The sequence below is a fragment of the Flavobacterium sp. genome (genome assembly GCF_044357305.1).
GTDB lineage: Bacteria > Bacteroidota > Bacteroidia > Flavobacteriales > Flavobacteriaceae > Flavobacterium.
The window spans coordinates 13,024-37,631 of the sequence record NZ_JBIKPS010000026.1; the positions used below are offsets into that span (position 1 = coordinate 13,024).

Sequence of the window (24,608 nt, forward strand, 5' to 3'; positions counted from 1 at the left end):
ATCTATATTAAATTTTAATCTGGGACCAGTTTTCACCGCTTTTAATTCTTCTGATTTGCATTTCGCTAACTCCAAATTGTTTTGCAATCATTTTTAATCGCGTTTTTTGATCTGGTTTAGCTAGCAGTTTTTTTATAAGCATTACCTTGGTAACGGTTAATTTTCTGCCATCCGAATTTAAGTTGTGTTCTATTAATTTTTTTTGTGCCTCAATTACAAAAGGACTTTTTCTGCTATGCGCTTCCATTTCTTCTTTGGTAGCCCATTTCAAATTGCGATAATCATCATTATCTCTTTTTCGGTCTAAATGCAAAACATACGTTTGCTCTTCCGATGTTTTATGTAAAAAATATTCAGCAACTAATTTAGAAATAAATAAGTGCTTATTTTTTATCAAGCCATTATTAAAAATCTTGTATTTGAATAAACGATACCCGTCAGACGAGCCTCCTTTTAGTTCGCGACAAAAGTTGATGTCGTCAACAAAACTAACTAATCTCCCTTTGTTGGAGACAGCATATCGTAATTTTAATTTATCCTCAACGATAATCTCCTTAAACTCTTCGTTAGGATAAATTCGAATTGGTTTCATTAATTCTAGTTTCATTTACTGTTTGATTTTTATTGTTACTTTCTAAATTTCTATTAACTCTTTTAACTCTAAATTGAAATTTATGACTTTTAAAATTTCATGCTTACTGCTATTAAAATCTAAAACCACTACGTTTTCGTAATTCAAAGAATCTATTTTATCTTCAGTAATTTTATTGGGAGCACCAATAAAAAAATGTTCAATTTTATAATACGCTTTAATCAAATTTGACAAATCATCCATGTCATTTACAACAAAAAAACAAACGTCATAACCTTTAATATTATCTAATACAAATTTTTTTTTATTAGTACAAACATCAATATCCATTTTAGTTGAATAGTAATGTTTAATTAAGGAAGAAAACCCTTTAGACGTATCGTATATAAATGCTTTTTTTTTCATTTTTCATTGTCGTAACCTATACCCATTTTTAAAAAAAACTATTAATGTATGTCAATTCTTTAAAAAAATAATTTTAGAATTAATGGATTTTTATGGAACACGATTGGATTTTTTCATTTTAAAAAAATAATCTTCCGTAAAAAAACAACCTAAACTAATTCTTAAAAAAACAGGAGAGATTCTTTATTTAATCTAGCTTAGCTAAATTAATTTATTTACCTATTTATTGCTTTTTTATTCGTTGAATAGTCTTATTTCATAGTTGAAAATTCTATTTTAATCGACAAGAAGAATGTTTTATTTTAAAAAAAATACAGAAAAACACAGTTGATTTTGAAATAATTTGTTTTTAAAAACACAATTATTTTCATAAAGTAGGGATGGAAATTTAACCACATAGAAGTATTTTTCAAATAGAAATTCTATTTGAAAATTAATGGCAAATATGAAATTGGTATTATAGTAGATTGATAGACTCCATTAATATTGGTCGGTTATTTTTGCTAACCGGAATCAAATCCTTACCAATTAATACGGTAGAATCCTGAATGTCTATAATTTTATTCACATTTATTATATACGATCTGTGAATTTTTAAAAAGGAATTTTTAGGTAATTTATCTTCGATTTTCTTTAAAGTAGTATGTACGGTGAAATTGGTTCCTTCTGTTTTAATCAATATATAATCACCATTGGCTTGAATAAAATTAATAGCAGAAATTTCAATTTTAATTAGTCGCTTGTCTATATTAATGTATATTTCTTTTACAGAAGAATCGAATGGATTTAAAGGCACGAGAGGATTTTCTCTTTTTATAGTAATTCTGTTTATTGCTTTGATGAATCGCTCTTCAACTATTGGTTTTATTAAATAATCAGTAATGCAATTATAATTAAAAGCTTCCAAAGCAAAGTTTTTATCTATAGTTACTAGAATTACTTTAGGTGGATTTTTAATTGTTTGCACAAAATCAAAGCCTGAAAAATTAGGCATGTGAATATCCAGGAAAATTAAATCTACCTTATTGACATTAAGATATTTAATAGCGTCAATAGCATTAGAAAACTGTTCTAACAATACAAGTTTCTCCGATTTTAATATTAAAACGGATAGCACTTCCCTAGCTAATTTTTCGTCGTCAATAATGATACATTTAATCATAACAGTATAAACTTATAATTTTTGGATAAAGTTAGTTATATTTTTTAAAATAGCTTCAAACTCATTTTTATTTTGTAAATTATGTTCTCTTAAGCAATGTTCGTAATCATTAGCCACATTGTGTCCCTTTTCAAGCCCCAATAGTCCTACTTTATGTTTTAATTTATGAACAGCTTCTGCGGCTTCTATATAGTTTGCTTCCAAAATATTTTGGTTATAACTTTCTATCTGCTGCGGAAACTCACTTTTTAATATGGAAATTAAAGTGTTTACTATAGTTTCATCTCCATCTGCAATTTGATTAAAGTAATCTAAGTTTGGTAATTCTTCCATGGTATTATTTATGAAGTGTAAAAAAGAAGGCTGTGCCTATATTTTCCTGGCTTTCTAGCCATATTTTTTCGTTACTATTGTCTAAAATTCGTTTCACTATTGAAAGTCCAATTCCTGTAGATTTATCATCAACTGTAATCGATTCGAAGATTTGAAATATTTTTTCTTGATCTTTATCCGAAATTCCAACCCCATTATCTTTGATGGAAAAAATATACTCCATCTCATTTTCAACAAAGGCTATATCAACAAATCCGGTTGGTTTATCATTAAAATTAATTGCATTACTAATTAAATTTTGAAATAATTGTTGCATTCTAAACGCATCATTTCTAATAATAGGCAATTTGTTTTTAATTACTATTTCAACATGGGATGGAATAAAAATCATATTGACAATATTATTTACTAAATCGTTCAAATCTATCTCCTCTTTAATAATATTAACTTTATCAATTTTAGTATAGGTTAAAATTCCCTGAATAAGGTGATTCATTTTTTCTACTTTTTTTTGAATAAGAGAAAAATAATTGGATGTTTTTTCGTCAAATATTTTTTCGTTATCCTCTTGTATCCAAGTAATTAAGGAATGAATACTTCGAAGTGGTGATTTCAAGTCGTGGGAAACTATATGTGCATATTCATTTAAAGACTGGTTTTGTTTTTCAAGACTATAAAGCAACTCCTCTCTTTGTTTATTGATTTTTATTATTTCAATAGTTTGGTGTTTAATGTAATCTGAGCTATTAAATTCATTTAATGGTTCATTAGTAATAGTATCTAAATTCATAGAGTTTAAAATAAATTCTAAATTTTTATTTATCTCTTTTAGACTATCGGCTTCGGCTCTTAATTTTTGATTGGCTTCGTATAGTTCATCCGAACTAATTTTCATGGAATGTTGCAAAATAGCAATTTGATCTTCATAATTTTTATACGAATTATCAATAGATTCCAAAAACTGGTCCATGTGATTTAACCCGTTTTTCAAATGTTTTCCTATCTGTCTTTTTAGTAATAAATTCATTATTCGCTTATAAGAGTTACTGTCATTGTTTGATTATGAAGGTTGGCATAATCATTTCCATCAAAAGGCGCTATTTGACCATAGGAATAAAACCCGGTTATTAATGTGGAAGCACCTAACGATTCTTTCACATATTCTGTCTCCTCTCCTACTCTATTATTCATGACAAATTTCCTACCAATACAACTTACTAAAATTGCAATTTCTGCCTTTTTTTTTCGGTTTTTCATTGCTAATTGTGTTGCTAATTGTGCTCCGTCAATTATTGCATCTACTGAGGCCATCAATAATTGTACTTTAGAATTTTCAGGCGCATCACCTGCTAATATTAAGGAATTTTGAGACTCATCAATATCTAAAATAGTTCTTACAACAGCCTGGTTTTTATTTTCATAGGTTACATTTAAAGGAAAAGATAAAGAAGCAGATGGTAAACCTATTGCTCTGTGAGCTAAATGGTTTTTATAAACATCTAATGCCGGTTTATTATCAATTTCAAATATTATGTTGCCTTTAGATTTTGTTATTTTTCGTTCTGGGCCAAAAGGAAACCAACCACCTGCACTTGCATAGGAAATTTCTAGTGTTTCACCATATAATCCTATTAAAACGACTTCACCTGTTTTTGGATTGTCATTAAATGAAGTTACTGTTTTTTCAAAACGGGCATCATCACCACACAACCCCCCTGTAATAGCAATGGTATTACTTAGATTATTTTCTAATCCTTCAATTAATTTGCTTCCATCGAGGAGCCCATCAGACAAAACAAAAAGATGTTTTAATTTTTCTTTTGATAATTTTCCTAAAAGCTTTTCTCCTAATAAATTGGATTGCATATTAAAATTAGAAATATTTTCTCGTTCTATAACAAAGGTGGTGTTTTCTAATTCAATTGCAGTAACTGAAATAGAATTATCTTGAAAACTACCATCTAATATTTCGCCCGAAGTAGAACCGAAAACAATATTTTCATAAGTGAATTCTTCTCTAATATTCTTAATAATATTTTCATCTTCTAACAAATATCTATTTCCAAAAACTAATACTAAAGGGTTTTGCAACGGTACTTTTTCTTGCAAATAGTACCAGTTCTCATCTCCATTTTTAAAAGCTTGAATAATTTTCATCCTACTATTTTTTTAACTCAATATAGAAAGTCGTCCCTATACCAAGTTCGCTTTCAATCCATATTCTTCCATTAAACATTTCGACTATTTTCTTTGCAATTGATAGGCCTAAGCCGATTGATCTATCATGATTATTAAAATATTTAGAAATAGTAAATATTTGATATTGGTTTTCTTTTGCAATTCCTCTCCCATTATCTTTAATAGTAAAAATATAAGAGTCACGCTCTTCTTCATAATCAATTTCAATAATTCCTTTTGGCTTATCAATAAAATTTACTGCATTAGACATTATAATTTGAAATAGTTGCTGTATTCTATACCTATCCATTAGGATAGTTGGTAATTGCTGGACGATAGTAACTTTGATATTGTCTGGAATTTGTAATAATTCTATACTGTTGGACACAATCTCATTACAGTTTACGTCTTCATAATTAAAAACTTCATAATCTATTTGAGCATATTCTAGAACATCGTCTATTTGACTGTTCATTTTTTCTAATTTTTTTTCTATAATTGCAAGATATTCTAATGATAATTTATCTAATTCATTATCTTCTTTTAAACAAGTAACTAATGAATATATACTTCTAATTGGCGCTTTCAAGTCGTGTGAAGCTATTAATGCATAGCTTTCTAAATCCTTATTGGTTTTAGCAACACTATTTACAAGTTTCTCTTTTTGTGTTTTAAGTTTTTTATGACTAGTAACATCTTCTTCAATTGCAAAATATTTTAATATTTTCCCTTCTTTACTATATAAAGCTTGTCCTTGAATTTTAACCCAGTATTTTTCTCCTGATTTCTTGTAATTAATAAGTTCACATTTAAATGGTAGTCCATTTTGTAATTGCGTTCTTAGGTAATGAATTTGTTCTAAATTAGAGTCTTTTCCTTGTAAAAAATGTCCAGGTTTCTTACCTATTACTTCCTCAAATGAATATCCAGACATGGTACTAAAACTATTATTTACCCATTCTATTTTACCCAGATCATCGCAAATTATTACTGAATTAATATTTTTTTCAGCAATTAAAGATAGTAATATAAGTTGTTGTTCCTGTTTTTTTTGTTCCGTAATATCTAAATGAATTCCAATAGAACCAATAACTTCACCATTGATATTATAATTTGGCGCGCCACTTATTAACCAGTGTTTTAATTCTTTTTGTTTATTTTTAACAATTATTTCATACGAATCCGATATTCCTCCCTTTCGTTCTTTGCTTTTATTAATTAATTTTTCTTTTTCTTGGGCATCTAAAAACAGTTCCGATCCTTTCTTTCCAATAAGTTCCTCAATAGTATATCCTGACATATCCGAAAAACTTTGATTGGCCAACAAGATGGTGTCTTCATTATCTACTTCTAACAATCCTATATTCATATTGGCAATAATTCTTCGGTATTTGCCCTTCTCATAATTAACTCTTTGATAATAATTTTTATTAATTGTAATATCATTATAACTCCAAAGATGCCCTTTGTAAATTCCATCTGTAAATAGCGGAATAAAACTTCTTTCGAAATAGCTACCATCCACTAACTCTAATTCTTCGTTTAATACAATTTCCTTTTGTTCAACTATTTGATTTATTCTGTTTACAAATTGCTCACTATCTTTAATTAAATGTTTAGACTGTTCGGCAGATTTGGAACAATCTAATCCAACCATCAATTTAGGATCTATTGCAACAGAAAACATGGAGCAAAATTCTTTATTTACAACTACTATTTTTCGGTTTTCATCCTCTAATAAAATACCTTTTTGCAAATTCATTATGACCGATGTAAGTCGGATTTCGTATTCCTTTAATCTATCTTGAATGTTTTTTTCTTTGGTAATATCTTCAACAACAACAAAGTACTGTAATATCCCTCCACTGACATCTAAAACTGGCTGCCCTTTTATTCTTGACCAAAAATCATCTTCCATATTTTTGTTATGAAAAACCTCACAATCAAAACCAACCCCCTGAATAAAAGAATTTTTTATTTTTTCTATTACTTCACAATTTATACAATCGGAAGAAAATAGGTTTAATAAGGGCTTATTAAGTATTTCAAAATTACTAAAATTAGTTAATTTCAAATACGCATCGTTACTCCAAAAAACAATTCCATTTATATCCGTCAATACTACTCCATTAGTATTACAACTTGCAACCAATGAAAGTTGTTCAATTTCCGCTTTATCTTTTTTTAATGCTTCATTTTGCTCATTAATTTTATAAACCAAACTTTTCAAATCTTGATTACTAATTTCTTGATTTTCAAATACTTTTTGCAAATCAATTTCCAATTCAAAGGAGGTGTTTTCAATACCATTTATATCCGAAAGAGTAGCGTTAGCTCCCAAAGACTCAAAATAGGGGGTGCCTACAAAAAGGAAAAAATCTTGGTGTTTATTAAAGTGTCCTTTTAAGAGTAAATTACTTTTAAAAAGTGATTCCAAAGTAACTAATTTAGAAATTAATTCGTTCGCATTTGTAGTATGTTTACAATCAAAATTTGGAGATTTTATTTTAAAAAAATCAAAAAAGGAAGTGGTATTTATTGTTTTTGGAATATACTTCGACAAACTATCTCCAAAACTTTTTATAGAAAAATCCTTATCCATTAATATGTAAAATGGGAAAAAAGAATTAAAATTATTCTGATCAAATTGGAATTGGAAATTTTTCATTTATTACTAACTTCTTATTTCCAAAATCAAATGGAAATTATTTATTCTTTTTAATGTATAACTATAAAAAATCAGTTGTTTACATTAATTCATTGCAGGACCAATAGTCAAGTGTTTTTTTTACCAAAACTAGATAATCATCATATTTTAAAGGCTTAATAATATACCCAGCAATACCTATTTTATAGCATTCTGTAATATCTCTATGATTATTAGAGGTCGTGAAAATAATGATTGGGATATGCTTTAATTCTTCATCATTCTTTACTATTTTCAAAAAATCAATACCATTGAGCTTTGGCATATTTAAATCTAATAATATTATATCTGGAGTAATTTCTTTAGTTCTTAATATTTCCAAAGCATTTTCTCCATTACTAGCTTCTATCAATCGATGATTAAATCCAATTTTTTGGAGTACCCTATTAAACATCATTACCTCGATAGTATCGTCTTCTACAAATAGAATATTTAACAACTTAAACATTGTTTGGATTTTATTAATATTTTTCAAATATCATATAATATTTTTATTCAATTTTTATAGCAGCATCTTTAATCGATAAAAAAACGTTTAATGTAGTTGAAAAAAAGTTAAATTCTTACTTTTGTAAGAAACACAACAAAAAAAATGCCCTTGAAAAAATTTCAAGAGCATTAGTTATTATTAAGAAGACATTACATATTCATTAATATTTCTTTTTTATAATTATCATATTCACCTTGAAGGATTAACCCATTATCAAGGAGTTTCTTATAATTTTGAAGTTTTTCAAATAATTCATCTTGCGATAATTCACTCAATTTTCGTTCTCCAGAAACCACATCCCCTTTAGTGTCTTCAAAAGAAGAAAGATGGTTTGTTGTTGGCATAATTTCAGCAAAATTAATTACTTCTTCCGTTGCAAATTCTTCTACTTGCTTTTCAGCAACAAACTGTTGTTCTGATGTTTTAGATTCTTCAATTACATCTGATTTAGGATTTTTTAATAAATCTAATTGCTCTTTAGCAAAAGTATATAATTTTCTTGCCTGATTTTTCGGCAAATAATCAATTGTGTGTGTTAAATCAGATTTGGTTGTAAAGGTATAATCTGCCCCCAGAATCCCTTCTTTTACGAAACTTGCAGCAACATCGTCCCAATCATAATCTATGAATTCCATAGATAAACCTAAGTTTTTTGGTTTACATAAAATAATACGTTTGTTAGTAACCACAATACTATCTGGAAATATAGTCACTGCAGGCTTTTTTTGAACCGCAATATATCCTATTTCTTCGTTAGACATTAAAAGATTTTCCAACTTAGCAGTTATTTTTTCAATAGCCTTTGGATCCTGATCTTCGTTTAATATTTTCTTCAGATTGTCAATCATAATTTTATTTAATTTTATTCATTTTGTGTAACAAAAGTAATGCCTAATTTTCTAATTCGTTAATTTCCGCTTGAATTTTTTTAGTCAAACTATTAAAAACCAATTCATAGGAATGATTTATGAGTTCTCGCATCATTTTATCTGAAACATCACTATTAAAAGCAACTGTATTCCAATGAATTTTACTCATGTGCCAACCCGGAATTATGGCTTCGTATTCAGCTCTAAGTTCTTCGGCTCGTTCTGGATTACACTTTAAATTTAAGGATGGAGTACCTTTTTCCCATTCTTTTAATGAGGTTAGACAAAACATTTTGCCGCCAACTTTAAAAACTAAAGTTTCTTCATCAAACGGAAAATGTTCGGTAACTCCTTTTTTAGAAAGGCAAAATTCGTAAAATTGTTGAATGTCCATTTTGTCTTAATTCTTAATACTTTTGTCTTAATACTAAATTATTTTCTCCATCATTTTCTCCGGATGCGCTAAACTAGTAAACCCAAATTTTTGATATAAAAAATGAGCGTCAGAGGTCGCTAAGCGCCAAATTTTTACTTGCTGTAATTGAGGTTCGGTCATCATGGCATTTATTAAAACAGAAGAATATCCGTTTCCGCGATGCTTTTCATCAATAAAAACATCCATGACATAGGCAAAGACCACATAATCGGTAATGACTCGGCAAAAGCCTATTTGCTTTTCTTTCAAATAAATTCCGAAACAAAAAGAAGCATCTACAGTGGTTTGCACTTCTTCTATGGTTCTACCAGCTGCCCAATAAACATCCTTCAAAAAGTTTTGAAGAAACGGGATGTCTAGCTTGGATTTATCTGTGGAAACGGATATCATATTTTATATAAAACAGGTTTGGAAGGAGAAGCATCATTTTCAAAGGCAGCAATTTGAAGGTTTAGAATATAACTTCCATCCGAAACTGTGTCGTCAACATAAATCATTTCGGTAATAGTGGCATTCAATCGCGCATCGTCATTTAAATCATCCACATTTTTTACATTCCAAAAGGCTTTGTGTGCCAATAATTTTCCTTCATCTTCTTCCCTATCTACGCTAGGCAAATCAATTAACAAATGCTGAATTCCGATTTCTCGGATAAAAGTCGCTGCATCTTCTGACAAATAAGGCGGATTGGTTTTGGAATAATTCTGATGCTTTTTGCTTTCTGAATTAGGTAAAGTTCGAATAATTATTGCTTCGGGAGTTTTCCCGTTTAATGCGTTTTTTATTTGAAATTTAGTGATAATAGAATCGTCCACAATAAATTCTGGCTCCACCGAAATTAATTCGGCAGTAAAAAAAAACTTCTTTAAACATTGATTAATGCTGTAAAATTCTCGTGTAATGTGTCCGAGGCATTCGGTGTGCGTGCCGTGCCCGTGGGGATTGAAAAAAATGTTATTGAAATTGGTCGAACTTCCTTCGGAAACTTTTCCTATCCAATTGCCAAAAACCACCGGCTCTATTTCGGGTTTTTCAATATACCACGCTATAGGATTCGCATCCGTATTGGATAAGGGTATGGAAATATCAATTGGTTTTGATAGATCTATTTCGAATTGGTTGTTGATAGCTGCTTTCATATTTCTTAACCGCAAAGAGCGCAAAGGTTTACGCCAAGTTCGCAAGGTATATTTTAATTTGTTTATCTTTTTCTAAAAATGAAATTAAAGATTATTTGCTACTCTTTTTATTCCGTTTTTAATTAAATTTACATTGAAGTTGATTAACATACCGAGTTTGCAATCGGTTAATTTTAAATAAGTTAAAAGCTGGGCAAAATGAACATCATTCAAAGCTTCAACAGATTTGATTTCTAAAATTAATTTATTTTCAATAATTATATCTATTCTATATCCAATATATAATTTTACATCTTCGTAAATTAAAGGCAATCCTTTATGCTTCTGAACCTCAACTCCTGTCTTCTTTAATTCATAAAACAAACATTCTTCATAAGCACTTTCTAAAAGTCCTGGGCCTAAATTTTGATGTACTTTCAATGCACAATCAAATACAATTCTTGATAATTCATTTTCGGACATTTTTATACATTTTGTCAGTTATAAAATATTTAATTGCGAACCTTGCGTATACCTTTGTGAACTTTGCGGTTAAACTATTCCAAATTTAGCAAAAACAAATCACTTGCAATTCCATCGGATAAAAATTTACCTTTTTTGGTAGTTCTCAAAATATTTTCTTCCACAAAAAGTAAATGATCTTCCATATATTTTGCTGCTTGTTGGTTTAAATAATTTAGATAGGATTCTCCAAATTCGGTTGCAATTCTGTCTAAAGAAACGCCCCAAATAGTTCGCAAACCAGTCATGATGTATTCGTTATATCGATCGGTTATGGTAAGTGTTTCGGTTTCAATTGGTAGTTTATTTTCGGATATGGATTTTAAATACAAAGCATTATTCGAGACATTCCAACCACGTTGTTCTCCGTCATAACTGTGGGCAGAAGGGCCAATTCCGATGTATTTTTTACCCAACCAATAACTCGAATTGTTTTTAGAAAAATAATTTTCCTTCCCGAAATTAGATAATTCGTAATGGATAAAATCATTTTCGGCTAGTTTGTCTACCAAAATTTGGAAATGTTCCTGCGCCACTTCATCCTCCGGTTGTGGGATAATTCCTTTTTGGATAAACGAATGCAAAGCCGTTTTGGGTTCGACAGTTAAAGCATAACTGGAAATATGCGGAACATTATAAGACAACGCCATTTCTATATTTTGCAACCATTTTTCATTGCTCATTCCTGGGATTCCATAAATCAAATCAACGGAAATATTATCAAAATATTGAGTGGCTTCCCGCAAACATTTTTTGGCTTCCGCCGAATTATGCGCACGATTCATCATCTTCAAATCGTCTTCAAAAAAAGATTGAATTCCGATGCTTAATCGGTTAATTCCAATTTTTGAAAGTTCCATTAAATAGTCGCTTGACAAATCATCTGGATTGGCTTCAAGAGTAATTTCAGGATTTTGAGCAACCTTATAATTTTCATAAATCGAATCCAACTGCAATCTCAAATCTGCAATTTGCAATCTGCTCGGTGTTCCTCCTCCAAAATAAATAGTTTCTACAACCTCCTCTTGAAATTCACTTTTGCGCATTTCAATTTCTTTAGCCAATGCCAAAACCATCTCGTATTTCTTCTTCAAGGAAGTAGAAAAATGAAAGTCGCAATAATGACACGCTTGCTTGCAGAATGGGATGTGGATGTAGATGCCGCTCATTTTTTAGTGTTCAGTGATCAGTATTTAGTGATCAGTGTTCGGTGTTCAGTTTCTAGTGCTTACTGAGCACTGAATACTGAACACTATTTTTTAACTCTTTTCTCATTATCTTTTACAAATGCATCCCAACCCGAATAACTTTTCTCTCCAACCACTTTTCCGGAATTGAAAAAATGACACACCGCAGCGGCCAAACCATCCGTTGAATCTAGATTTTTAGGTAATGTTTTTAATCCTAAAAGTTGTTGGAGCATTTTAGCAACTTGTTCTTTTGTGGCATTTCCGTTGCCAGTGATGGCCATTTTTATTTTTTTTGGCTCATATTCCGTTATAGGAATATCTCTCGAAAGTCCTGCTGCCATTGCTACCCCTTGTGCCCGACCTAATTTCAACATCGATTGCACATTTTTACCAAAAAAAGGTGCTTCAATAGCAATTTCATCCGGATGATGGGTATCAATCAGCTCGATAGTTCGTTCAAAAATAACTTTAAGTTTTTGATAATGGTTGTCGTATTTACTCAAAATCAATTCATTCAACTGAACAAATTCCATTTTTTTGTTGACGACTTTAATCAATCCAAAACCCATGATGGTAGTTCCTGGGTCGATTCCTAATATGATGCGTTCGTTTGCCAATTTGTTTTTGGAAGAATTAATCTTCTGTTTTTAGGTTAAAAAAATCATTCAATCGATCCTCTATCAATTGTTGATTGGGTAAAAATTCTTTGTATTTTTCTGGTAAAATTACCGATGTGGAATAGGTTGCAATGCCTATAGGATTCAGAGTATTTTTTAAAGAATATTCTACCACAGTACGGTCTTTGTATTTGCAAATTATTATTCCTATCGAATCGTTTTCATTTGGTAATTTAATCTTATCATTCAAAACGTTCAAATAAAATTCCATTTTGCCTTTATGTTCTGGTTCAAAATCATTTATTTTCAAATCGATAGCAACTAAACATTGCAAAGATCGATGATAAAGCAACAAATCAATTTTATATTCTTTGTCGTTTACGTTCACCAAAAATTGGCTTCCAACAAAGGTGAAATGATGTCCCATTTCTATTAGAAATTTTCTAATATTTTTAATCAGCTCCAATTCTAATTCTCTTTCTGAATGGAAATCAGTCAGCTCTAGGAAATCAAAATTATAATGATCTTTTACTGCCAGAATAGCTTGGTTTTTTATTTTTTCTGGAATAGTTTCATCAAAATTAGTTTGATTTAATAGATATTTCTCATAAGTCTTATTTTCAATTTGATGTGTTAAAACATCTTTTGTCCATCCAAATTTTTTGGTTGCAATGGTATAAAATTGCCTTTGGTTATTGTCTTTACACTTCTTTAAAATAACGATGTGTTTAGACCAGCTAATTTCTCGTACCAATGGAACGAGATTTTCAACTAAATAATATTCAGCATAAAATTGGGCCATAAGCCATAAATTCCCGACCGAAAATCCGCTAATTCCTGGAAACTCTTTTTGCAGTTCTTTGGATAAATTGGCAACTATGGATTTTCCCCAACTTTCAGATTGTTTCTCCGAAATAGACCTTCCTATTTCCCAATATAAATTTATTAGATGAACATTTACAGCCTTTAAAGCTTCGTATTGTGCCTGCCTAACCTTGCCGATTACATTGATAATGAAATCTTTTTGAATATCTTCCATATATATAATTTACAAATCCTATAAAAAATTTATCGCTTCAAGTCCAAAGTTTTGTTTCTTTGCAACAATGATTTCAATTCCTCACAAAGCTACACAATTCTTGGTTTTTTCAGTCAAACTTTTGATTGTTGTTGGCGCATTTTATTTTATTTACAATCAATTGGCTAGCAATGATAAACTAGATTGGGATAAGTTTCTAATCTTGTTTCATAAAAACCAATCATTTGTAGGAATTTCATTTCTCTTGTTTTTTAGTTTTTTGAACCGGTATTTTGAAATTTTGAAATGGCAAAATCTAGCAGAAGTAGTTAAATCTATTTCAATAAAAGAGGCAACCAAACAAGTTCTTGCAGCATTAACTCTAGGTGTTTTTACTCCGGTAGGCGTAGGAGAATATGCTGGAAAAGCATTGTATTTTGAGAAAAAAGAAGCAAAAAAAATTATTTTTCTGAATCTAATTTGCAACGGAATTCAGATTGTTGCCACAGGTTTATTCGGAATTATTGGAATGCTTATTTTAGGCTATTGGCTTTGGAGTTTGGGAATTCTAATAATTACTATTGCCTTTATATTGTTTTCTTTTTTTACTAAAAAAATCAAAATTAATGGCTATTCCATTGAGAAATTAGTAGAGCGAATTAATGAAATTCCGAAGAAAATCCATAAAAAAAATATGTTTTTAGGCTTCTGCCGTTATTTGGTTTTTTCCCACCAATACTATTTTTTGTTTGTGGCATTTGATGTGAATTTGTCGTATACTGTTTTAATGGCAACCATTACCACTGTTTACTTTCTAGCTTCTGTTATTCCGAGTTTTCAATTTTTGGACTTTGCTTTAAAAGGAAGTTTGGCCGTTTATTTCTTCGGATTGCTTGGCGTTAATGAATGGATAGTGATTTTTGTCACTACCTTAATGTGGTTTTTAAATATAGTTTTACCCGTAATTATTGGAAGTTATTACGTCTTAATTTTCAAAATTCACAAGCCTATTATTTCTAATAATTTACCTTAAAATTTTAAGCATGATTGAAGTCGTTTTATATTTGATAGCAGCAATTTATGTGGTTTTTATAGCCCAATTAATTTATGGTTTTAATAAAGTGAAAACTTTTGAAAGAACCGAGGTAAAACCTAAAACTTCCTTCTCCATTATCGTTCCGTTTAGAAATGAAGCGAAGAATTTGCCGAAACTTTTAAAATCCATTTCAAAATTAAAGTATCCCAAAGAATTATTTGAAATTATACTAGTAGATGATTTTTCTTCGGATACTTCCGAAAGAATTTGCATTCAATGGCGAATGGCGAATGGGCTAATTGAAAGTACTCTTTTAGAAAATTTACGCCTTTCTAATTCTCCAAAAAAAGATGCGATTTCTAGAGCGGTTCCTATCTTAAAACACGAATGGATGGTGACTACCGATGCCGATTGTGTTGTATCCAAAGATTGGTTGCTGACTTTAGACAATTTCATACAGCAAAACAATCCCGAAATGGTGGTTGGAGCGGTGGTTTATAAAACTAAAAACAACTGGTTCCATCATTTTCAGCAGTTGGATTTAATGAGTTTGCAAGGAACTACCATTGGCAGTTTCGGAATTGAAAAACCTTTTATGTGCAACGGGGCAAATTTTGCATATACCAAAAAATTCTTCCAAGAACTTGGCGGTTTTAGAGGAATCAATAGTACCGCTAGTGGTGATGATGTATTATTATTACAAAAAGCAGTTGCAGCCAATTCGGATAAAGTACTCTATTTAAAAAATAAAGAATTTATTGTAAAAACAAAGCCAGTAAACGATTTGTTTGTGCTTTTTATGCAGCGTGTTCGTTGGGCAAGCAAAACTACAAGTTACAAGAACGTCTATGCTAAATCACTTGCTGTGGTTGTCTTAATGATGAATTTATCGTTGGTTCTAGGTTTTGGGTTCTGGGTTCTGGGTAAAATTGGGATTTGGAATTTGAGTATTGTTTTTTTTATAAAATACATCATTGATTACATTTTACTTTATAAATCCAATCAATATTTAAATAAAGGAAAATTCCTGCTTCCTTTAGCAAGTAGTTTGGTATATCCTGTTTTTTCAAGTTTGGTTGGCGTTTACTCTTTATTTGGAAGTTTTACCTGGAAACAAAGACGCTTTAGTAAGTAAATTTTCACAAATATTGCCTTTTTTTATAAGAAAACACTTATAATTATTTACTTTTGGTAAAAAAATGATTAGATATTTCCCCTTATCTATCTTAATCTTTTTTCTACTCACTATTTTTCCGGTTTTCGGACAAGAAAGTATTCCTGAAAAAGATTTTACGGTACATTATTACTCAACTCGATTAGAATTGGAATTTGATAAATCAAAAGCTCCTAGTTCTATTAAAGTAACAGATGCTTTGTCAAATAATGAAGTGCCTATAGAGAAAACTCCCAATTCCAATTTATGGGTTATTAATTCTATAAAACCATCTCAGTTTTTCACCATAGAATATACAGTAAACACGGATAAAACATCCGTTTTGTCTAGCACCACTATCGCTTCTAAATCGGCTTCAAGCGGAACAATAACAGTTTATTTTAACCATTCCGTTGACACTACCTTCAGTCAAACTCAAAACGCAGTTAATCTTTCTAATACCTTAGATGATATGCTGATTACCTATATCAATAATTGTGTTGCTACATTGGATATTGCTATTTATAACTCTTATTCCCCTTCAACAACTACAGGTATTGCAAGTGCAATTAATGCTGCTTTTGCAAGAGGAGTTCAGGTTCGAGTTATTTACGACGGTAGCACCAGCAGTGTAATGATACCATTATTAAATAGTGCCATTCCAAAATTAGCAAGTCCAACTTCTTCTTCATATGCAATTATGCATAATAAATTTGTTGTTTTTGATGCGAATAATAGCAATCCTAACCTTCCTTATGTTTGGTCGGGTTCTACCAATTGGACCACAGCCCAAATTGATGGCCCCGATAGAAATAATGTTATTGTACTTCAAGACCAGACTTTAGCTTTAGCCTATACCATAGAATTTGAAGAAATGTGGGGAGGATCTTCCGCAACTCCAAATGCAACTACTTCTAAATTTGGACCTTATAAAGCCAATAATACTCCGCACAACTTTGTTATTGGAGGCAAAACTGTAGAAAGTTATTTTAGCCCATCTGATGGAACGACCTCTAAAATTATTACCGCTCTAAATTCTGCAAATAGTGATATTGAAATTGCCGTAATGAATTTTACCAGATCCGACATTAGTGCAGCCTTGATAAGTAGTTATTCTAATGGATTTACTAATATTAATGTTCTACTGGATAGTAGTAATCCGAGTGGTAATCAAATTGGAACATTACAAACTGGATTACTTCCTAATCATGCGTTGGTTGATACCGCTCCAGGAATTATGCACCATAAATTTATGGTTGTAGATAATTTTGATAGTACTTCTGATCCTTTAGTTTTAGTTGGCTCACATAATTGGAGTACGTCTGCAGAGACTAAAAATGATGAAAATACTCTAATTGTTCACGATGCAAATGTTACAAATCAATATTTTCAGGCTTTTGCTTCTATGTATCAAATAGCAGGAGGAACTTTATCAAATTTAGAAAATACTACTGATGAGAAAAGTATATTGAAAATAGTACCAAACCCTAATAATGGGATATTTGACATTGTTTCTAATAATACTATTGAACACCTAGATTTAGTCGTTTATGATGTTCTAGGAAAAAGAATTGCTTCGAAGATTTATAATTCTTTTTACGCTTGCAGTATGGATTTAAGTGCTGAATCGGCAGGATTTTATTATATAGAAGCTACTGCAGATGGAACAATTTTCCATTATAAATTTATAAAAAAATAAAACTAATTTATTTCTCTGTTTTGATAATAACGGGTAATATAAATTGCGTTTTTACTGGAATGCCGCGTTTTATTGCTGGATTTACCTTGGGAAAATCAACTAGTTTAATTTTTAGTATACTGTCTATTTTAATAGTATCGTAGGCTACTGTATCTTTTGGAAATTGTGGTTCAAATTGCATGGTAGCATCCGAATTTACCGTAACTTTTACTTCTATAGTATCTAACTTTGGAAATAAAATTTTTAGAGTATCTACGCTTAATTTTTGTTGGATGGTACTTGCAAGGAATTCAAAAAAGCACTGTTTTTGTTGTACTGGATCAGTTAGTTTTTCACAATCCACAATAGAAGGATATTGGTCTACTTCTTTCCAATTGATTTCTTTAATTTGTTGTTCTAGTAATTCCTTTTCAGAAGGTACCTGCTTCTCAAAATATTGACAAGATTGCATTATTAAAACCAATAGTAGTAAACTAATCTTTTTCAAATACTTATTTTTTGGATTCTAAATAATCAGAATATTTTTTATCAAACCATTCTTTTTTGGTTTGTTGCGCTTCCGTTTTATGGTCTTTATACAACATGCCATATTTCTCAGAATAAATTGCAATCTTGATAGTATAGGTGTAAAATTCTTCTTTAGTAAGCTTTATATTAGTGTCATTTTGTTTCTGAAAAAACTCAAAAAACAGGTTATCGAAATCTTTTTTGTCAAAAGCCCATACTTCTTTTTTGTACTTGTGATAAATAGATTCTTTTAGAGTACCATCTATATCCACGGATTTCTTATCTTGTGCCAATGCATCGCTAATGGAACAAGATAAAAATAAAACAAGAGTTACTATTGGAATTATTTTTTTCATACAACTTTCAAAAATAGTAAATATTTACAAACTATCCTAAAAGCAAAAAAGCTATCCACAAAAGTGGAAAGCTTTTCATTGGTCTAACTACTAAACCATGATACGAGTTACAAATTCGTATCGAAAACAACACAACTAATCTTAAATGCTTTTTGGGCAAAAAAGCACTTCATTTCTGAAGTGCTTTTCCCAATTTAAGCGGTCTGGACGGGACTCGAACCCGCGACCCCATGCGTGACAGGCATGTATTCTAACCAACTGAACTACCAAACCATCGCTTTATTGCGGTTGCAAATATACACCCATTTTCTACATTAACAAGCGTTTCTATGGATTTTTTTAGTTATTTTTTTAAGGCTTAACCAAACATTTGTTTTTCAGCTAAGTAGGTTGTGAGAATTTTTTCAAAATTCGCTCCCACATTTACCGGAACGTACTTTATTTTGTTTTGAGCACAAGCCATCGACAAACTTTTAAAGTAGTTTTGAAGTGTTTTTTCGTATTCCTCTTTTACATTTTCGGCAAATAGGTTGACTATTTCACCTGTTTCTACGTCTATAAACTTGCGTGGCGTGTTATCAAAGTCAAAATTGAGCTCTCTTTTTTCGTCAATCACATGGAATAATACTACTTTGTGTTTGTTGTGTTTTAAATGCTGTAAAGCATTAAACAAGGCTTCTTGGTTGTCTTCTTGAAACATATCGGTAAAAATGACTATCATGGAACGACGGTGCATTTTTTCGGCAATTTGGTGCAGAAAAGTAATTGTATCAGTAGGTTTTGCTTGTTTTGGCGAAACCAATAAATCTTCCAGCTTATGTAATAACATTCGGTGGTGACGGTCGCTACCTTTTTCTGGAGCATAGTATTCGTAATTGTCTGAGAAAACACTTAACCCAACTGCGTCGCGTTGCTTTTTAAGCAAACTCATGAGTACAGCAGAGGCAAGTACCGAAAATCCGATTTTACTTTCGTAAAAGGGCTGGTTGGACTCTAGCTTAGGGTAGTGCATGGAAGAGGAATTGTCTATAATTAAATGACAACGAAGGTTGGTCTCTTCTTCAAATCGCTTGGTATATAGCCTATCGGTTTTGGCAAACAATTTCCAATCGATGTGTTTGGTGCTTTCGCCAACGTTATAGGTTTTATGCTCGGCAAATTCGGCAGAGAAACCATGAAAGGGCGATTTATGCATTCCAGAAATAAAGCCTTCTACCACTTGGTTGGCTAATAATTCTAAATGTTTGAAACCAGAAATGAGTTCTTTTTGATCTTCTATCTTCATAATTCAAAAGTAATAAAAAAAAAGTTTATTAGTTTAGAAAGTTTATTAGTTTAGTGGTTTTAAATTTGAATTTCACAAAAGACGAAAATCATCTAGCCCTGATTGAGCCGGTAGCTCTCGTGGAGGAACGGAACGAGACTAAAGGCGAAAGCAGGAATGACATTTACCGAAAATGCCAAATGTTTCGCTCCTGATTTAATCGAAACGGATTGTTTTGGCAGGGGATATCTTGGTGATGATGTAGGATGGAATTAATAGCACTACTAAACAAATGGCTACGGTGCCGAGGTTTAATAGTAGTATATAAAGCAAATTGATGTCGACTGGAGCGACGGTTACGTAATAGTTTTCGGGTGGTAATTTTATGATGCCGAAGTATTTTTGGATTACTAAAAAGCCGATACCGATGAAATTTCCCCAAAATAAACCGCGAACGATAAGATAAAGGGCGTTGTAGAGAAATATTTTTCGGATGGTCCAATTGTTGGCGCCCATGGATTTTAAGATTCCGATCATTTGGGTTCTTTCTAGAATTAGGACTAATAACGCTACTACCATATTGATGGTGGAAACGATTATCATTATTATTAGGATGACTAAGATGTTGAAATCGAAGAGTTTTAGCCAATCGAAAATGTAAGAAAATTTTTCTTCGATGGTTTGGGTGTTGAGGATGGAAGTGGTTTCGCCATAAACTTCTTCTCCTTTTTGTTTTATTTGGGTGAAGTCGTCAATGAAGACTTCGAAGGAACCAACTTGGTCGGGAGCCCATTTGTTCATTTTTTGAATGTGTCGGATATCGCCTATTATAAAGGAAGCATCAAATTCTTCGAGACCAGAGCTGTAGATTCCTATAATCTTAAATCGACGGCTGTTGGGTAGGCCGTTTCCTCCTTGTTTCATGAAGAAGGTATTGAAATTATCTCCGAGTTTTAGATTTAATCTATTGGAAAGGTATTGCGAAATTACAATTTCGTTGTTTAGTTGGGCTTGTAAATTGGGAATGGTTCCTGAAATTAGGTACTCTTTAATATTGTCCCAATTGTAGTCTTTGCCTACTCCTTTATATACAATTCCCTCAAAGGCAGTTGGAGTTCTGATGATTCCTACTTTGGTTGCAACGGCTTGGACGTGGCTGATGCCTTGTATGTTTTTGAATTTCGGGTAAAACTTTTGGTGGGTGGAAATTGGCTCGGTACTAACATCGGATTCGTTTCCGTTGAAGTTGGTAATGATAATGTGCCCGCTGAATGCTGCAACTTTTTGACGTATCTTTTGTTGTAAGCCTATTCCAGTTGCCACGGAGACAATCATCATGATCATTCCCAATGCAATTGCCACAATAGCAATTTTTATAATTGGTGCAGATATACTACTTTTATGGTCTTTAGCAGTAATGAGTCGTTTGGCTATGAAATGTTCTAGGTTCAACTGTTTTGTATTTGCAACAAATATACATAAAGTTTTTGGCCACAGAAATAAGAGATTTTCACAGATTAAAAATAATTTTATGAAATATATAATTAATAGTTGTTTAGTGTTGGTTGGGTTTTTATTTGTTTTGGGTTCTTGTGGGAATTCTAAAAACCTCACCCCGACCCTCTCCAAAGGAGAGGGTGCCGAAGTGGAAAAAAGTGCGCAAGCCCAATCAGAAAAGATTACGGAACAAGAAAAAAATGCAACTGGTGATAATGCAAAAGTACTCTCCCCGACCCTCTCCAAAGGAGAGGGAGCCGAAGTGGGAAAGATTGCGGGAGAAGGAGTTGGATATACTGCATTGAAATTGGCAATCAAAACTGGCGCGGATAATTTTGATGCTTACTTACCTTTATTGAAAGATAAAAAAGTTGGGATTGTAACCAATCAAACGGGGATAGTAACGTATCAGGTACCGGAAATTGTTTACGTCCAGGATCCGAGGCAACACGAGACAACCAAAATAACTAACAAAACGATATCTATAGTTGATTATTTAATTGGTAAAAGTGTCAATATCCAAAAAATCTTCGCCCCCGAACATGGTTTTAGAGGTACTGCAGATGCTGGCGAACATGTAGTGGATGGAAAAGATACTAAAACCGGTTTACCTATTGTTTCGCTTTACGGAAGCAACAAAAAACCGAAAGCCGAACAATTGGAAGGAATTGATGTCCTAGTTTTTGATTTGCAAGATGTAGGCGCACGATTTTATACTTATATATCTTCGTTGCATTATATAATGGAGGCCTGTGCGGAAAACAATATACCGCTAATTGTATTGGATAGACCAAACCCGAATGGGGCTATTGTGGATGGACCGATTTTGGAAAAAGAATATACGAGTTTTGTAGGGATGCATGCTATTCCGTTGTTGCACGGAATGACCATTGGAGAATATGCGCGAATGATTAATGGTGAAAAATGGCTGAAAGATGGCATACAATGTGACTTAAAAGTAATTCCTTGTTTGAATTATAAACGCGAAATGGCTTACAGTTTACCCGTAAAACCATCTCCAAATTTACCCAACGACCAAGCAGTGAACTTATATTCCAGTTTGTGTTTGTTTGAAGGTACTAACGTGGGTGTTGGTCGTGGCACTGAGAAACAGTTCCAAATATATGGTTCTCCTTTTTTACCTAAAGGCGAATTTAGTTTTATTCCTATTCCGAATTTTGGCGCAAAAGAACCTGTTTATAAGGATCAGTTATGTTATGGTGAAGATTTAACGGCTATTCCGAAAGTGAAGCAATTGGAATTGAAATGGCTTATTAATGCGTATAATTTGACTTCAGATAAATCAAAATTTTTTACTGATTTCTTTACCAAATTGGCTGGAACTAAAAAATTACAACAGCAAATTGAGAACGGCGTTTCGGAAATAGAGATTAGAAAATCTTGGGAGGAAGGGTTGAATGAGTTTAAAAAAATGCGGGAGAAGTATTTAATATATAATTAAAAAAATAGAATAAAATAACTTGGGGCGTTGCCCAAGGTGTATTAGTAAAATAATAGCCACAGATTCACAGATTTTTAAAAATCTTTTTAATCAGTGAATCTGTGGCTAAAAAAATCTAAGAAGAACTTCGAGGAATTGAACATAAAGTAAACAAAGACTTTATAGAGGCAATTTCTCTTTCATTTTTTCTACAATATTAAAAGCCGCTGGGCAGATTGCAACATTTTTAAGAGTTAGATCGGAGATTTGTTGGAACTTTTTTCGGTCGGTATGTGGGAATTCTCTGCAGGCTTTTGGGCGTACATCATAAATAAAACATTTATTGTCTGCTTCTAAAAAAGTGCACGGGACACTTTGCAACACATAATCCTGATCTTCATCTACTCTTAAATACTGCTCAATAAATTGTTGTGGCTTTTGCTTGAAGGATTTGGAAATTCTTTCAATATCGGCCAAAGTAAAAAGCGGTCCTGTAGTTTTACAACAATTTGCACAATCCAAACAATCGGTTTTTTTAAATTCGGCATCGTGCAAATCTTGCATGAGGTAATCTAAATTTTTGGGCGTTTTCTTTTTTAGCTTATCGAAATACTTTTTGTTTTCGATATGCTTATCTTTGGCCTCTTTAGGAAGATTATTTAAAATATGTTTCAAGGTGTAGGATTCAAGTTATCCTACAAAATTAGAACATTTTAAACTTGAAACTTGAAACCTGAAACTAAATTTTTATGAAAGACCTTTTTGGAACTGCCATTCTCGATTATCAAACCAACAATTCGCCTGAGGATATTAGCACCGAAACTAATATATCGGAAGTTGATGCTATGGAAGTGAGTTATCTTTTTCGTTCTTATAAAGAAATGCCGAAACTAGAACAGAAAGCCTTACAACTTGCAAAAGGCAAAATTCTAGATGTAGGATGTGGCGCTGGTAGTCATAGTTTGTATTTGCAAGAGAAAGGATTGGAAGTGACATCGATAGATATTTCGGCAAATGCTATAAAAGCCTGTGCACTTCGTGGATTGAAAAATGCACAAATTCAAAATGTTTTAGATTTGGATCCGAAGGATAAGTTTGATACTATTTTATTATTAATGAATGGTACCGGAATTTTTGGGACTTTAGAGCAAACCTCTAAATATTTACAGAAATTAAAAAATTTGCTTGCGCCAAATGGGCAAATCCTGATTGATTCTTCGGACATCATTTATATGTTTGACGAGGACGAAGATGGATCTAAATGGATTCCTGGCGATGGGTATTATGGCGAATTGACTTTTACCATTTCGTATAAAAACCAAACCGAAGAGGCATTTCCTTGGTTGTATTTAGATTATAACACTTTGCAAAATGCCGCTCATGCTAATGGTTTAGAATGCGAATTAATTTTAGAAGGAAATCATTTTGATTATTTAGCACGATTGTATTAAATAAAAAATCCCAAACAACTAAGTTATTTGGGATTCTATAGGCTTAATAACAAGTTACTATTGCATGTATTTTGCAACTAATGCTTGCATCTCTCCTTGAACAGAAGCCATTGCTTCTTGAGATTTACTTGAAATTACTTCTGCTTTTTCCTCTATTTTCTTACCAACAGGGCTATCATAAAAAGCTAACATTGCTTTAATATCTTCTTTGCTATATTCTTCCATGTAGATTTTTGCAGAAGCATCATAGATTTTTGGCAACATTGCTTCAAATTCTACTAAGAAAGCTGCTTGTTTTTCTTCTGGAATCATACCAAGAATTTGCTTTTTTGCGCCAGCAATTTGACCACCTGTTCCACTTTTTTCAATTACTCTCAATACATCTTTTTTAAATGCTTCGTCAACTGGTGCTGCTGGAGCAGCCGATGTAGTTAATGCTGGAGCGGTAGTTTTTGTTGTAGCAGCTTGCGAAAAGCCAAATTGACTTACTAATACTATTCCGAAAGTTACAATTAATTTTTTCATTTTTATTGTTTTAAAATTTTTTATAAATATATAAACTTTTGC

The 24,608-nt window shown here is 31.7% G+C and carries 27 protein-coding genes and 1 tRNA gene; 5 read left to right on the forward strand and 23 right to left on the reverse strand.

All coding sequences use genetic code 11. The features are described from left to right. Positions 1 to 7: 7 nt before the first annotated feature. The 16 genes from ACIQ2J_RS12730 to ACIQ2J_RS12805 all read right to left on the reverse strand — a co-directional run bounded on the left by ACIQ2J_RS12730 (position 8) and on the right by ACIQ2J_RS12805 (position 13,658). Positions 8 to 607 carry a hypothetical protein gene (locus ACIQ2J_RS12730; RefSeq protein WP_396170428.1) on the reverse strand — a complete coding sequence of 200 codons (600 nt, stop codon included), beginning with the start codon at positions 605 to 607 and terminating at the stop codon, positions 8 to 10. A 27-nt stretch (positions 608 to 634) separates the two neighbouring features. Next, a complete protein-coding gene (locus tag ACIQ2J_RS12735) occupies positions 635 to 997 on the reverse strand; it encodes a hypothetical protein (RefSeq protein WP_396170430.1) in 363 nt (120 codons plus the stop codon). A gap of 457 nt (positions 998 to 1,454) precedes the next feature. After that, positions 1,455 to 2,156, reverse strand: coding sequence for a LytR/AlgR family response regulator transcription factor (locus ACIQ2J_RS12740; protein ID WP_396170505.1), 702 nt, complete (start codon positions 2,154 to 2,156; stop codon positions 1,455 to 1,457). Positions 2,157 to 2,171: 15 nt separating this feature from the next. Continuing rightward, positions 2,172 to 2,492 carry an Hpt domain-containing protein gene (locus tag ACIQ2J_RS12745; RefSeq protein ID WP_396170432.1) on the reverse strand — a complete coding sequence of 107 codons (321 nt, stop codon included), beginning with the start codon at positions 2,490 to 2,492 and terminating at the stop codon, positions 2,172 to 2,174. A gap of 4 nt (positions 2,493 to 2,496) precedes the next feature. Beyond that, positions 2,497 to 3,519, reverse strand: coding sequence for an ATP-binding protein (locus ACIQ2J_RS12750; protein WP_396170435.1), 1,023 nt, complete (start codon positions 3,517 to 3,519; stop codon positions 2,497 to 2,499). Then, entirely contained in the window at positions 3,519 to 4,649 is a 1,131-nt protein-coding gene (locus ACIQ2J_RS12755; protein ID WP_396170438.1) for an FIST signal transduction protein, read from the reverse strand. Before ACIQ2J_RS12755 ends, ACIQ2J_RS12750 begins: the two co-directional genes overlap by 1 nt. A 4-nt stretch (positions 4,650 to 4,653) precedes the next feature. Continuing rightward, positions 4,654 to 7,338 (reverse strand): PAS domain-containing protein, encoded by a 2,685-nt coding sequence (locus ACIQ2J_RS12760; protein ID WP_396170440.1) that lies wholly within the window; start codon positions 7,336 to 7,338, stop codon positions 4,654 to 4,656. 79 nt (positions 7,339 to 7,417) lie between these two features. Next, a complete protein-coding gene (locus ACIQ2J_RS12765; protein ID WP_396170507.1) occupies positions 7,418 to 7,825 on the reverse strand; it encodes a response regulator in 408 nt (135 codons plus the stop codon). Positions 7,826 to 8,016: 191 nt separating this feature from the next. Further along, positions 8,017 to 8,715 (reverse strand): PH domain-containing protein, encoded by a 699-nt coding sequence (locus tag ACIQ2J_RS12770; protein ID WP_396170442.1) that lies wholly within the window; start codon positions 8,713 to 8,715, stop codon positions 8,017 to 8,019. A 43-nt stretch (positions 8,716 to 8,758) separates the two neighbouring features. Then, positions 8,759 to 9,130: an MmcQ/YjbR family DNA-binding protein gene (locus tag ACIQ2J_RS12775; RefSeq protein ID WP_396170445.1), complete on the reverse strand. Its 372-nt coding sequence runs from the start codon at positions 9,128 to 9,130 to the stop codon at positions 8,759 to 8,761. 33 nt (positions 9,131 to 9,163) lie between these two features. Next, positions 9,164 to 9,562 (reverse strand): GNAT family N-acetyltransferase, encoded by a 399-nt coding sequence (locus ACIQ2J_RS12780; RefSeq protein WP_396170447.1) that lies wholly within the window; start codon positions 9,560 to 9,562, stop codon positions 9,164 to 9,166. Continuing rightward, positions 9,559 to 10,311 (reverse strand): cyclase family protein, encoded by a 753-nt coding sequence (locus ACIQ2J_RS12785; RefSeq protein ID WP_396170449.1) that lies wholly within the window; start codon positions 10,309 to 10,311, stop codon positions 9,559 to 9,561. Before ACIQ2J_RS12785 ends, ACIQ2J_RS12780 begins: the two co-directional genes overlap by 4 nt. A gap of 84 nt (positions 10,312 to 10,395) precedes the next feature. Then, the gene (locus ACIQ2J_RS12790; protein ID WP_396170451.1) at positions 10,396 to 10,773 is read right to left on the reverse strand and encodes a GxxExxY protein; all 378 of its coding nucleotides are present in this window, start codon (positions 10,771 to 10,773) and stop codon (positions 10,396 to 10,398) included. 74 nt (positions 10,774 to 10,847) lie between these two features. Continuing rightward, entirely contained in the window at positions 10,848 to 11,981 is a 1,134-nt protein-coding gene (hemW, locus tag ACIQ2J_RS12795; RefSeq protein ID WP_396170453.1) for a radical SAM family heme chaperone HemW, read from the reverse strand. A gap of 83 nt (positions 11,982 to 12,064) precedes the next feature. Then, positions 12,065 to 12,619 carry a crossover junction endodeoxyribonuclease RuvC gene (gene ruvC, locus ACIQ2J_RS12800; protein WP_396170455.1) on the reverse strand — a complete coding sequence of 185 codons (555 nt, stop codon included), beginning with the start codon at positions 12,617 to 12,619 and terminating at the stop codon, positions 12,065 to 12,067. A 16-nt stretch (positions 12,620 to 12,635) separates the two neighbouring features. After that, the gene (locus ACIQ2J_RS12805) at positions 12,636 to 13,658 is read right to left on the reverse strand and encodes a YhcG family protein (protein ID WP_396170457.1); all 1,023 of its coding nucleotides are present in this window, start codon (positions 13,656 to 13,658) and stop codon (positions 12,636 to 12,638) included. 67 nt (positions 13,659 to 13,725) lie between these two features. Here ACIQ2J_RS12805 and ACIQ2J_RS12810 point away from each other — a divergent pair, with 67 nt between their 5' ends. The 3 genes from ACIQ2J_RS12810 (at position 13,726) to ACIQ2J_RS12820 (ending at position 17,525) form a co-directional block, all read left to right on the forward strand. Next, positions 13,726 to 14,670, forward strand: coding sequence for a hypothetical protein (locus ACIQ2J_RS12810; RefSeq protein ID WP_396170459.1), 945 nt, complete (start codon positions 13,726 to 13,728; stop codon positions 14,668 to 14,670). A 10-nt stretch (positions 14,671 to 14,680) separates the two neighbouring features. Beyond that, positions 14,681 to 15,808 (forward strand): glycosyltransferase, encoded by a 1,128-nt coding sequence (locus ACIQ2J_RS12815; RefSeq protein ID WP_396170461.1) that lies wholly within the window; start codon positions 14,681 to 14,683, stop codon positions 15,806 to 15,808. A 64-nt stretch (positions 15,809 to 15,872) separates the two neighbouring features. Then, a complete protein-coding gene (locus tag ACIQ2J_RS12820) occupies positions 15,873 to 17,525 on the forward strand; it encodes a phospholipase D-like domain-containing protein (RefSeq protein WP_396170463.1) in 1,653 nt (550 codons plus the stop codon). Positions 17,526 to 17,532: 7 nt separating this feature from the next. Here the strand turns inward: ACIQ2J_RS12820 and ACIQ2J_RS12825 are convergent, their stop codons facing one another. The 5 genes from ACIQ2J_RS12825 to ACIQ2J_RS12845 form a co-directional block, all read right to left on the reverse strand. Further along, complete coding sequence (locus ACIQ2J_RS12825) at positions 17,533 to 18,012, reverse strand: hypothetical protein (RefSeq protein ID WP_396170465.1); 480 nt, start codon at positions 18,010 to 18,012, stop codon at positions 17,533 to 17,535. 4 nt (positions 18,013 to 18,016) lie between these two features. After that, positions 18,017 to 18,388 (reverse strand): hypothetical protein, encoded by a 372-nt coding sequence (locus ACIQ2J_RS12830; RefSeq protein WP_396170467.1) that lies wholly within the window; start codon positions 18,386 to 18,388, stop codon positions 18,017 to 18,019. A 199-nt stretch (positions 18,389 to 18,587) separates the two neighbouring features. Continuing rightward, a tRNA-Asp gene (locus ACIQ2J_RS12835) sits at positions 18,588 to 18,661 on the reverse strand. Positions 18,662 to 18,746: 85 nt separating this feature from the next. After that, positions 18,747 to 19,673 (reverse strand): DUF58 domain-containing protein, encoded by a 927-nt coding sequence (locus ACIQ2J_RS12840; protein WP_396170470.1) that lies wholly within the window; start codon positions 19,671 to 19,673, stop codon positions 18,747 to 18,749. A gap of 195 nt (positions 19,674 to 19,868) precedes the next feature. Beyond that, on the reverse strand, positions 19,869 to 21,104 hold the full coding sequence (locus ACIQ2J_RS12845; protein WP_396170472.1) for an ABC transporter permease: 1,236 nt from the start codon (positions 21,102 to 21,104) through the stop codon (positions 19,869 to 19,871). Between the two features lie 79 nt (positions 21,105 to 21,183). On the opposite strand from ACIQ2J_RS12845, the gene ACIQ2J_RS12850 reads away from it, so the two are divergent. After that, positions 21,184 to 22,611 (forward strand): exo-beta-N-acetylmuramidase NamZ domain-containing protein, encoded by a 1,428-nt coding sequence (locus tag ACIQ2J_RS12850; RefSeq protein WP_396170474.1) that lies wholly within the window; start codon positions 21,184 to 21,186, stop codon positions 22,609 to 22,611. Positions 22,612 to 22,770: 159 nt separating this feature from the next. Here ACIQ2J_RS12850 and ACIQ2J_RS12855 read toward each other — a convergent pair whose 3' ends face one another. Beyond that, positions 22,771 to 23,265: a YkgJ family cysteine cluster protein gene (locus tag ACIQ2J_RS12855; protein WP_396170477.1), complete on the reverse strand. Its 495-nt coding sequence runs from the start codon at positions 23,263 to 23,265 to the stop codon at positions 22,771 to 22,773. A 74-nt stretch (positions 23,266 to 23,339) separates the two neighbouring features. Here ACIQ2J_RS12855 and ACIQ2J_RS12860 point away from each other — a divergent pair, with 74 nt between their 5' ends. After that, positions 23,340 to 24,041 (forward strand): class I SAM-dependent methyltransferase, encoded by a 702-nt coding sequence (locus ACIQ2J_RS12860; RefSeq protein WP_396170479.1) that lies wholly within the window; start codon positions 23,340 to 23,342, stop codon positions 24,039 to 24,041. A gap of 57 nt (positions 24,042 to 24,098) precedes the next feature. Here ACIQ2J_RS12860 and ACIQ2J_RS12865 read toward each other — a convergent pair whose 3' ends face one another. Beyond that, on the reverse strand, positions 24,099 to 24,566 hold the full coding sequence (locus tag ACIQ2J_RS12865; RefSeq protein ID WP_396170483.1) for a DUF2059 domain-containing protein: 468 nt from the start codon (positions 24,564 to 24,566) through the stop codon (positions 24,099 to 24,101). Positions 24,567 to 24,608 lie beyond the last annotated feature (42 nt).

Coding starts and splice junctions, on each gene's coding strand:
- ACIQ2J_RS12860 (WP_396170479.1), top strand. CDS start 23,340: ATGAAAGACCTTTTTGGAACTGCCATTCTCGATTATCAAACCAACAAT.
- ACIQ2J_RS12780 (WP_396170447.1), bottom strand. CDS start 9,562: ATGATATCCGTTTCCACAGATAAATCCAAGCTAGACATCCCGTTTCTT.
- ACIQ2J_RS12750 (WP_396170435.1), bottom strand. CDS start 3,519: ATGAATTTATTACTAAAAAGACAGATAGGAAAACATTTGAAAAACGGG.
- ACIQ2J_RS12735 (WP_396170430.1), bottom strand. CDS start 997: ATGAAAAAAAAAGCATTTATATACGATACGTCTAAAGGGTTTTCTTCC.
- ACIQ2J_RS12730 (WP_396170428.1), bottom strand. CDS start 607: ATGAAACTAGAATTAATGAAACCAATTCGAATTTATCCTAACGAAGAG.
- ACIQ2J_RS12805 (WP_396170457.1), bottom strand. CDS start 13,658: ATGGAAGATATTCAAAAAGATTTCATTATCAATGTAATCGGCAAGGTT.
- ACIQ2J_RS12785 (WP_396170449.1), bottom strand. CDS start 10,311: ATGAAAGCAGCTATCAACAACCAATTCGAAATAGATCTATCAAAACCA.
- ACIQ2J_RS12755 (WP_396170438.1), bottom strand. CDS start 4,649: ATGAAAATTATTCAAGCTTTTAAAAATGGAGATGAGAACTGGTACTAT.
- hemW (WP_396170453.1), bottom strand. CDS start 11,981: ATGAGCGGCATCTACATCCACATCCCATTCTGCAAGCAAGCGTGTCAT.
- ACIQ2J_RS12810 (WP_396170459.1), top strand. CDS start 13,726: ATGATTTCAATTCCTCACAAAGCTACACAATTCTTGGTTTTTTCAGTC.
- ACIQ2J_RS12815 (WP_396170461.1), top strand. CDS start 14,681: ATGATTGAAGTCGTTTTATATTTGATAGCAGCAATTTATGTGGTTTTT.
- ACIQ2J_RS12770 (WP_396170442.1), bottom strand. CDS start 8,715: ATGATTGACAATCTGAAGAAAATATTAAACGAAGATCAGGATCCAAAG.
- ACIQ2J_RS12745 (WP_396170432.1), bottom strand. CDS start 2,492: ATGGAAGAATTACCAAACTTAGATTACTTTAATCAAATTGCAGATGGA.
- ACIQ2J_RS12840 (WP_396170470.1), bottom strand. CDS start 19,673: ATGAAGATAGAAGATCAAAAAGAACTCATTTCTGGTTTCAAACATTTA.
- ACIQ2J_RS12865 (WP_396170483.1), bottom strand. CDS start 24,566: ATGAAAAAATTAATTGTAACTTTCGGAATAGTATTAGTAAGTCAATTT.
- ACIQ2J_RS12850 (WP_396170474.1), top strand. CDS start 21,184: ATGAAATATATAATTAATAGTTGTTTAGTGTTGGTTGGGTTTTTATTT.
- ACIQ2J_RS12760 (WP_396170440.1), bottom strand. CDS start 7,338: ATGAAAAATTTCCAATTCCAATTTGATCAGAATAATTTTAATTCTTTT.
- ACIQ2J_RS12830 (WP_396170467.1), bottom strand. CDS start 18,388: ATGAAAAAAATAATTCCAATAGTAACTCTTGTTTTATTTTTATCTTGT.
- ACIQ2J_RS12765 (WP_396170507.1), bottom strand. CDS start 7,825: ATGTTTAAGTTGTTAAATATTCTATTTGTAGAAGACGATACTATCGAG.
- ACIQ2J_RS12820 (WP_396170463.1), top strand. CDS start 15,873: ATGATTAGATATTTCCCCTTATCTATCTTAATCTTTTTTCTACTCACT.
- ACIQ2J_RS12775 (WP_396170445.1), bottom strand. CDS start 9,130: ATGGACATTCAACAATTTTACGAATTTTGCCTTTCTAAAAAAGGAGTT.
- ACIQ2J_RS12790 (WP_396170451.1), bottom strand. CDS start 10,773: ATGTCCGAAAATGAATTATCAAGAATTGTATTTGATTGTGCATTGAAA.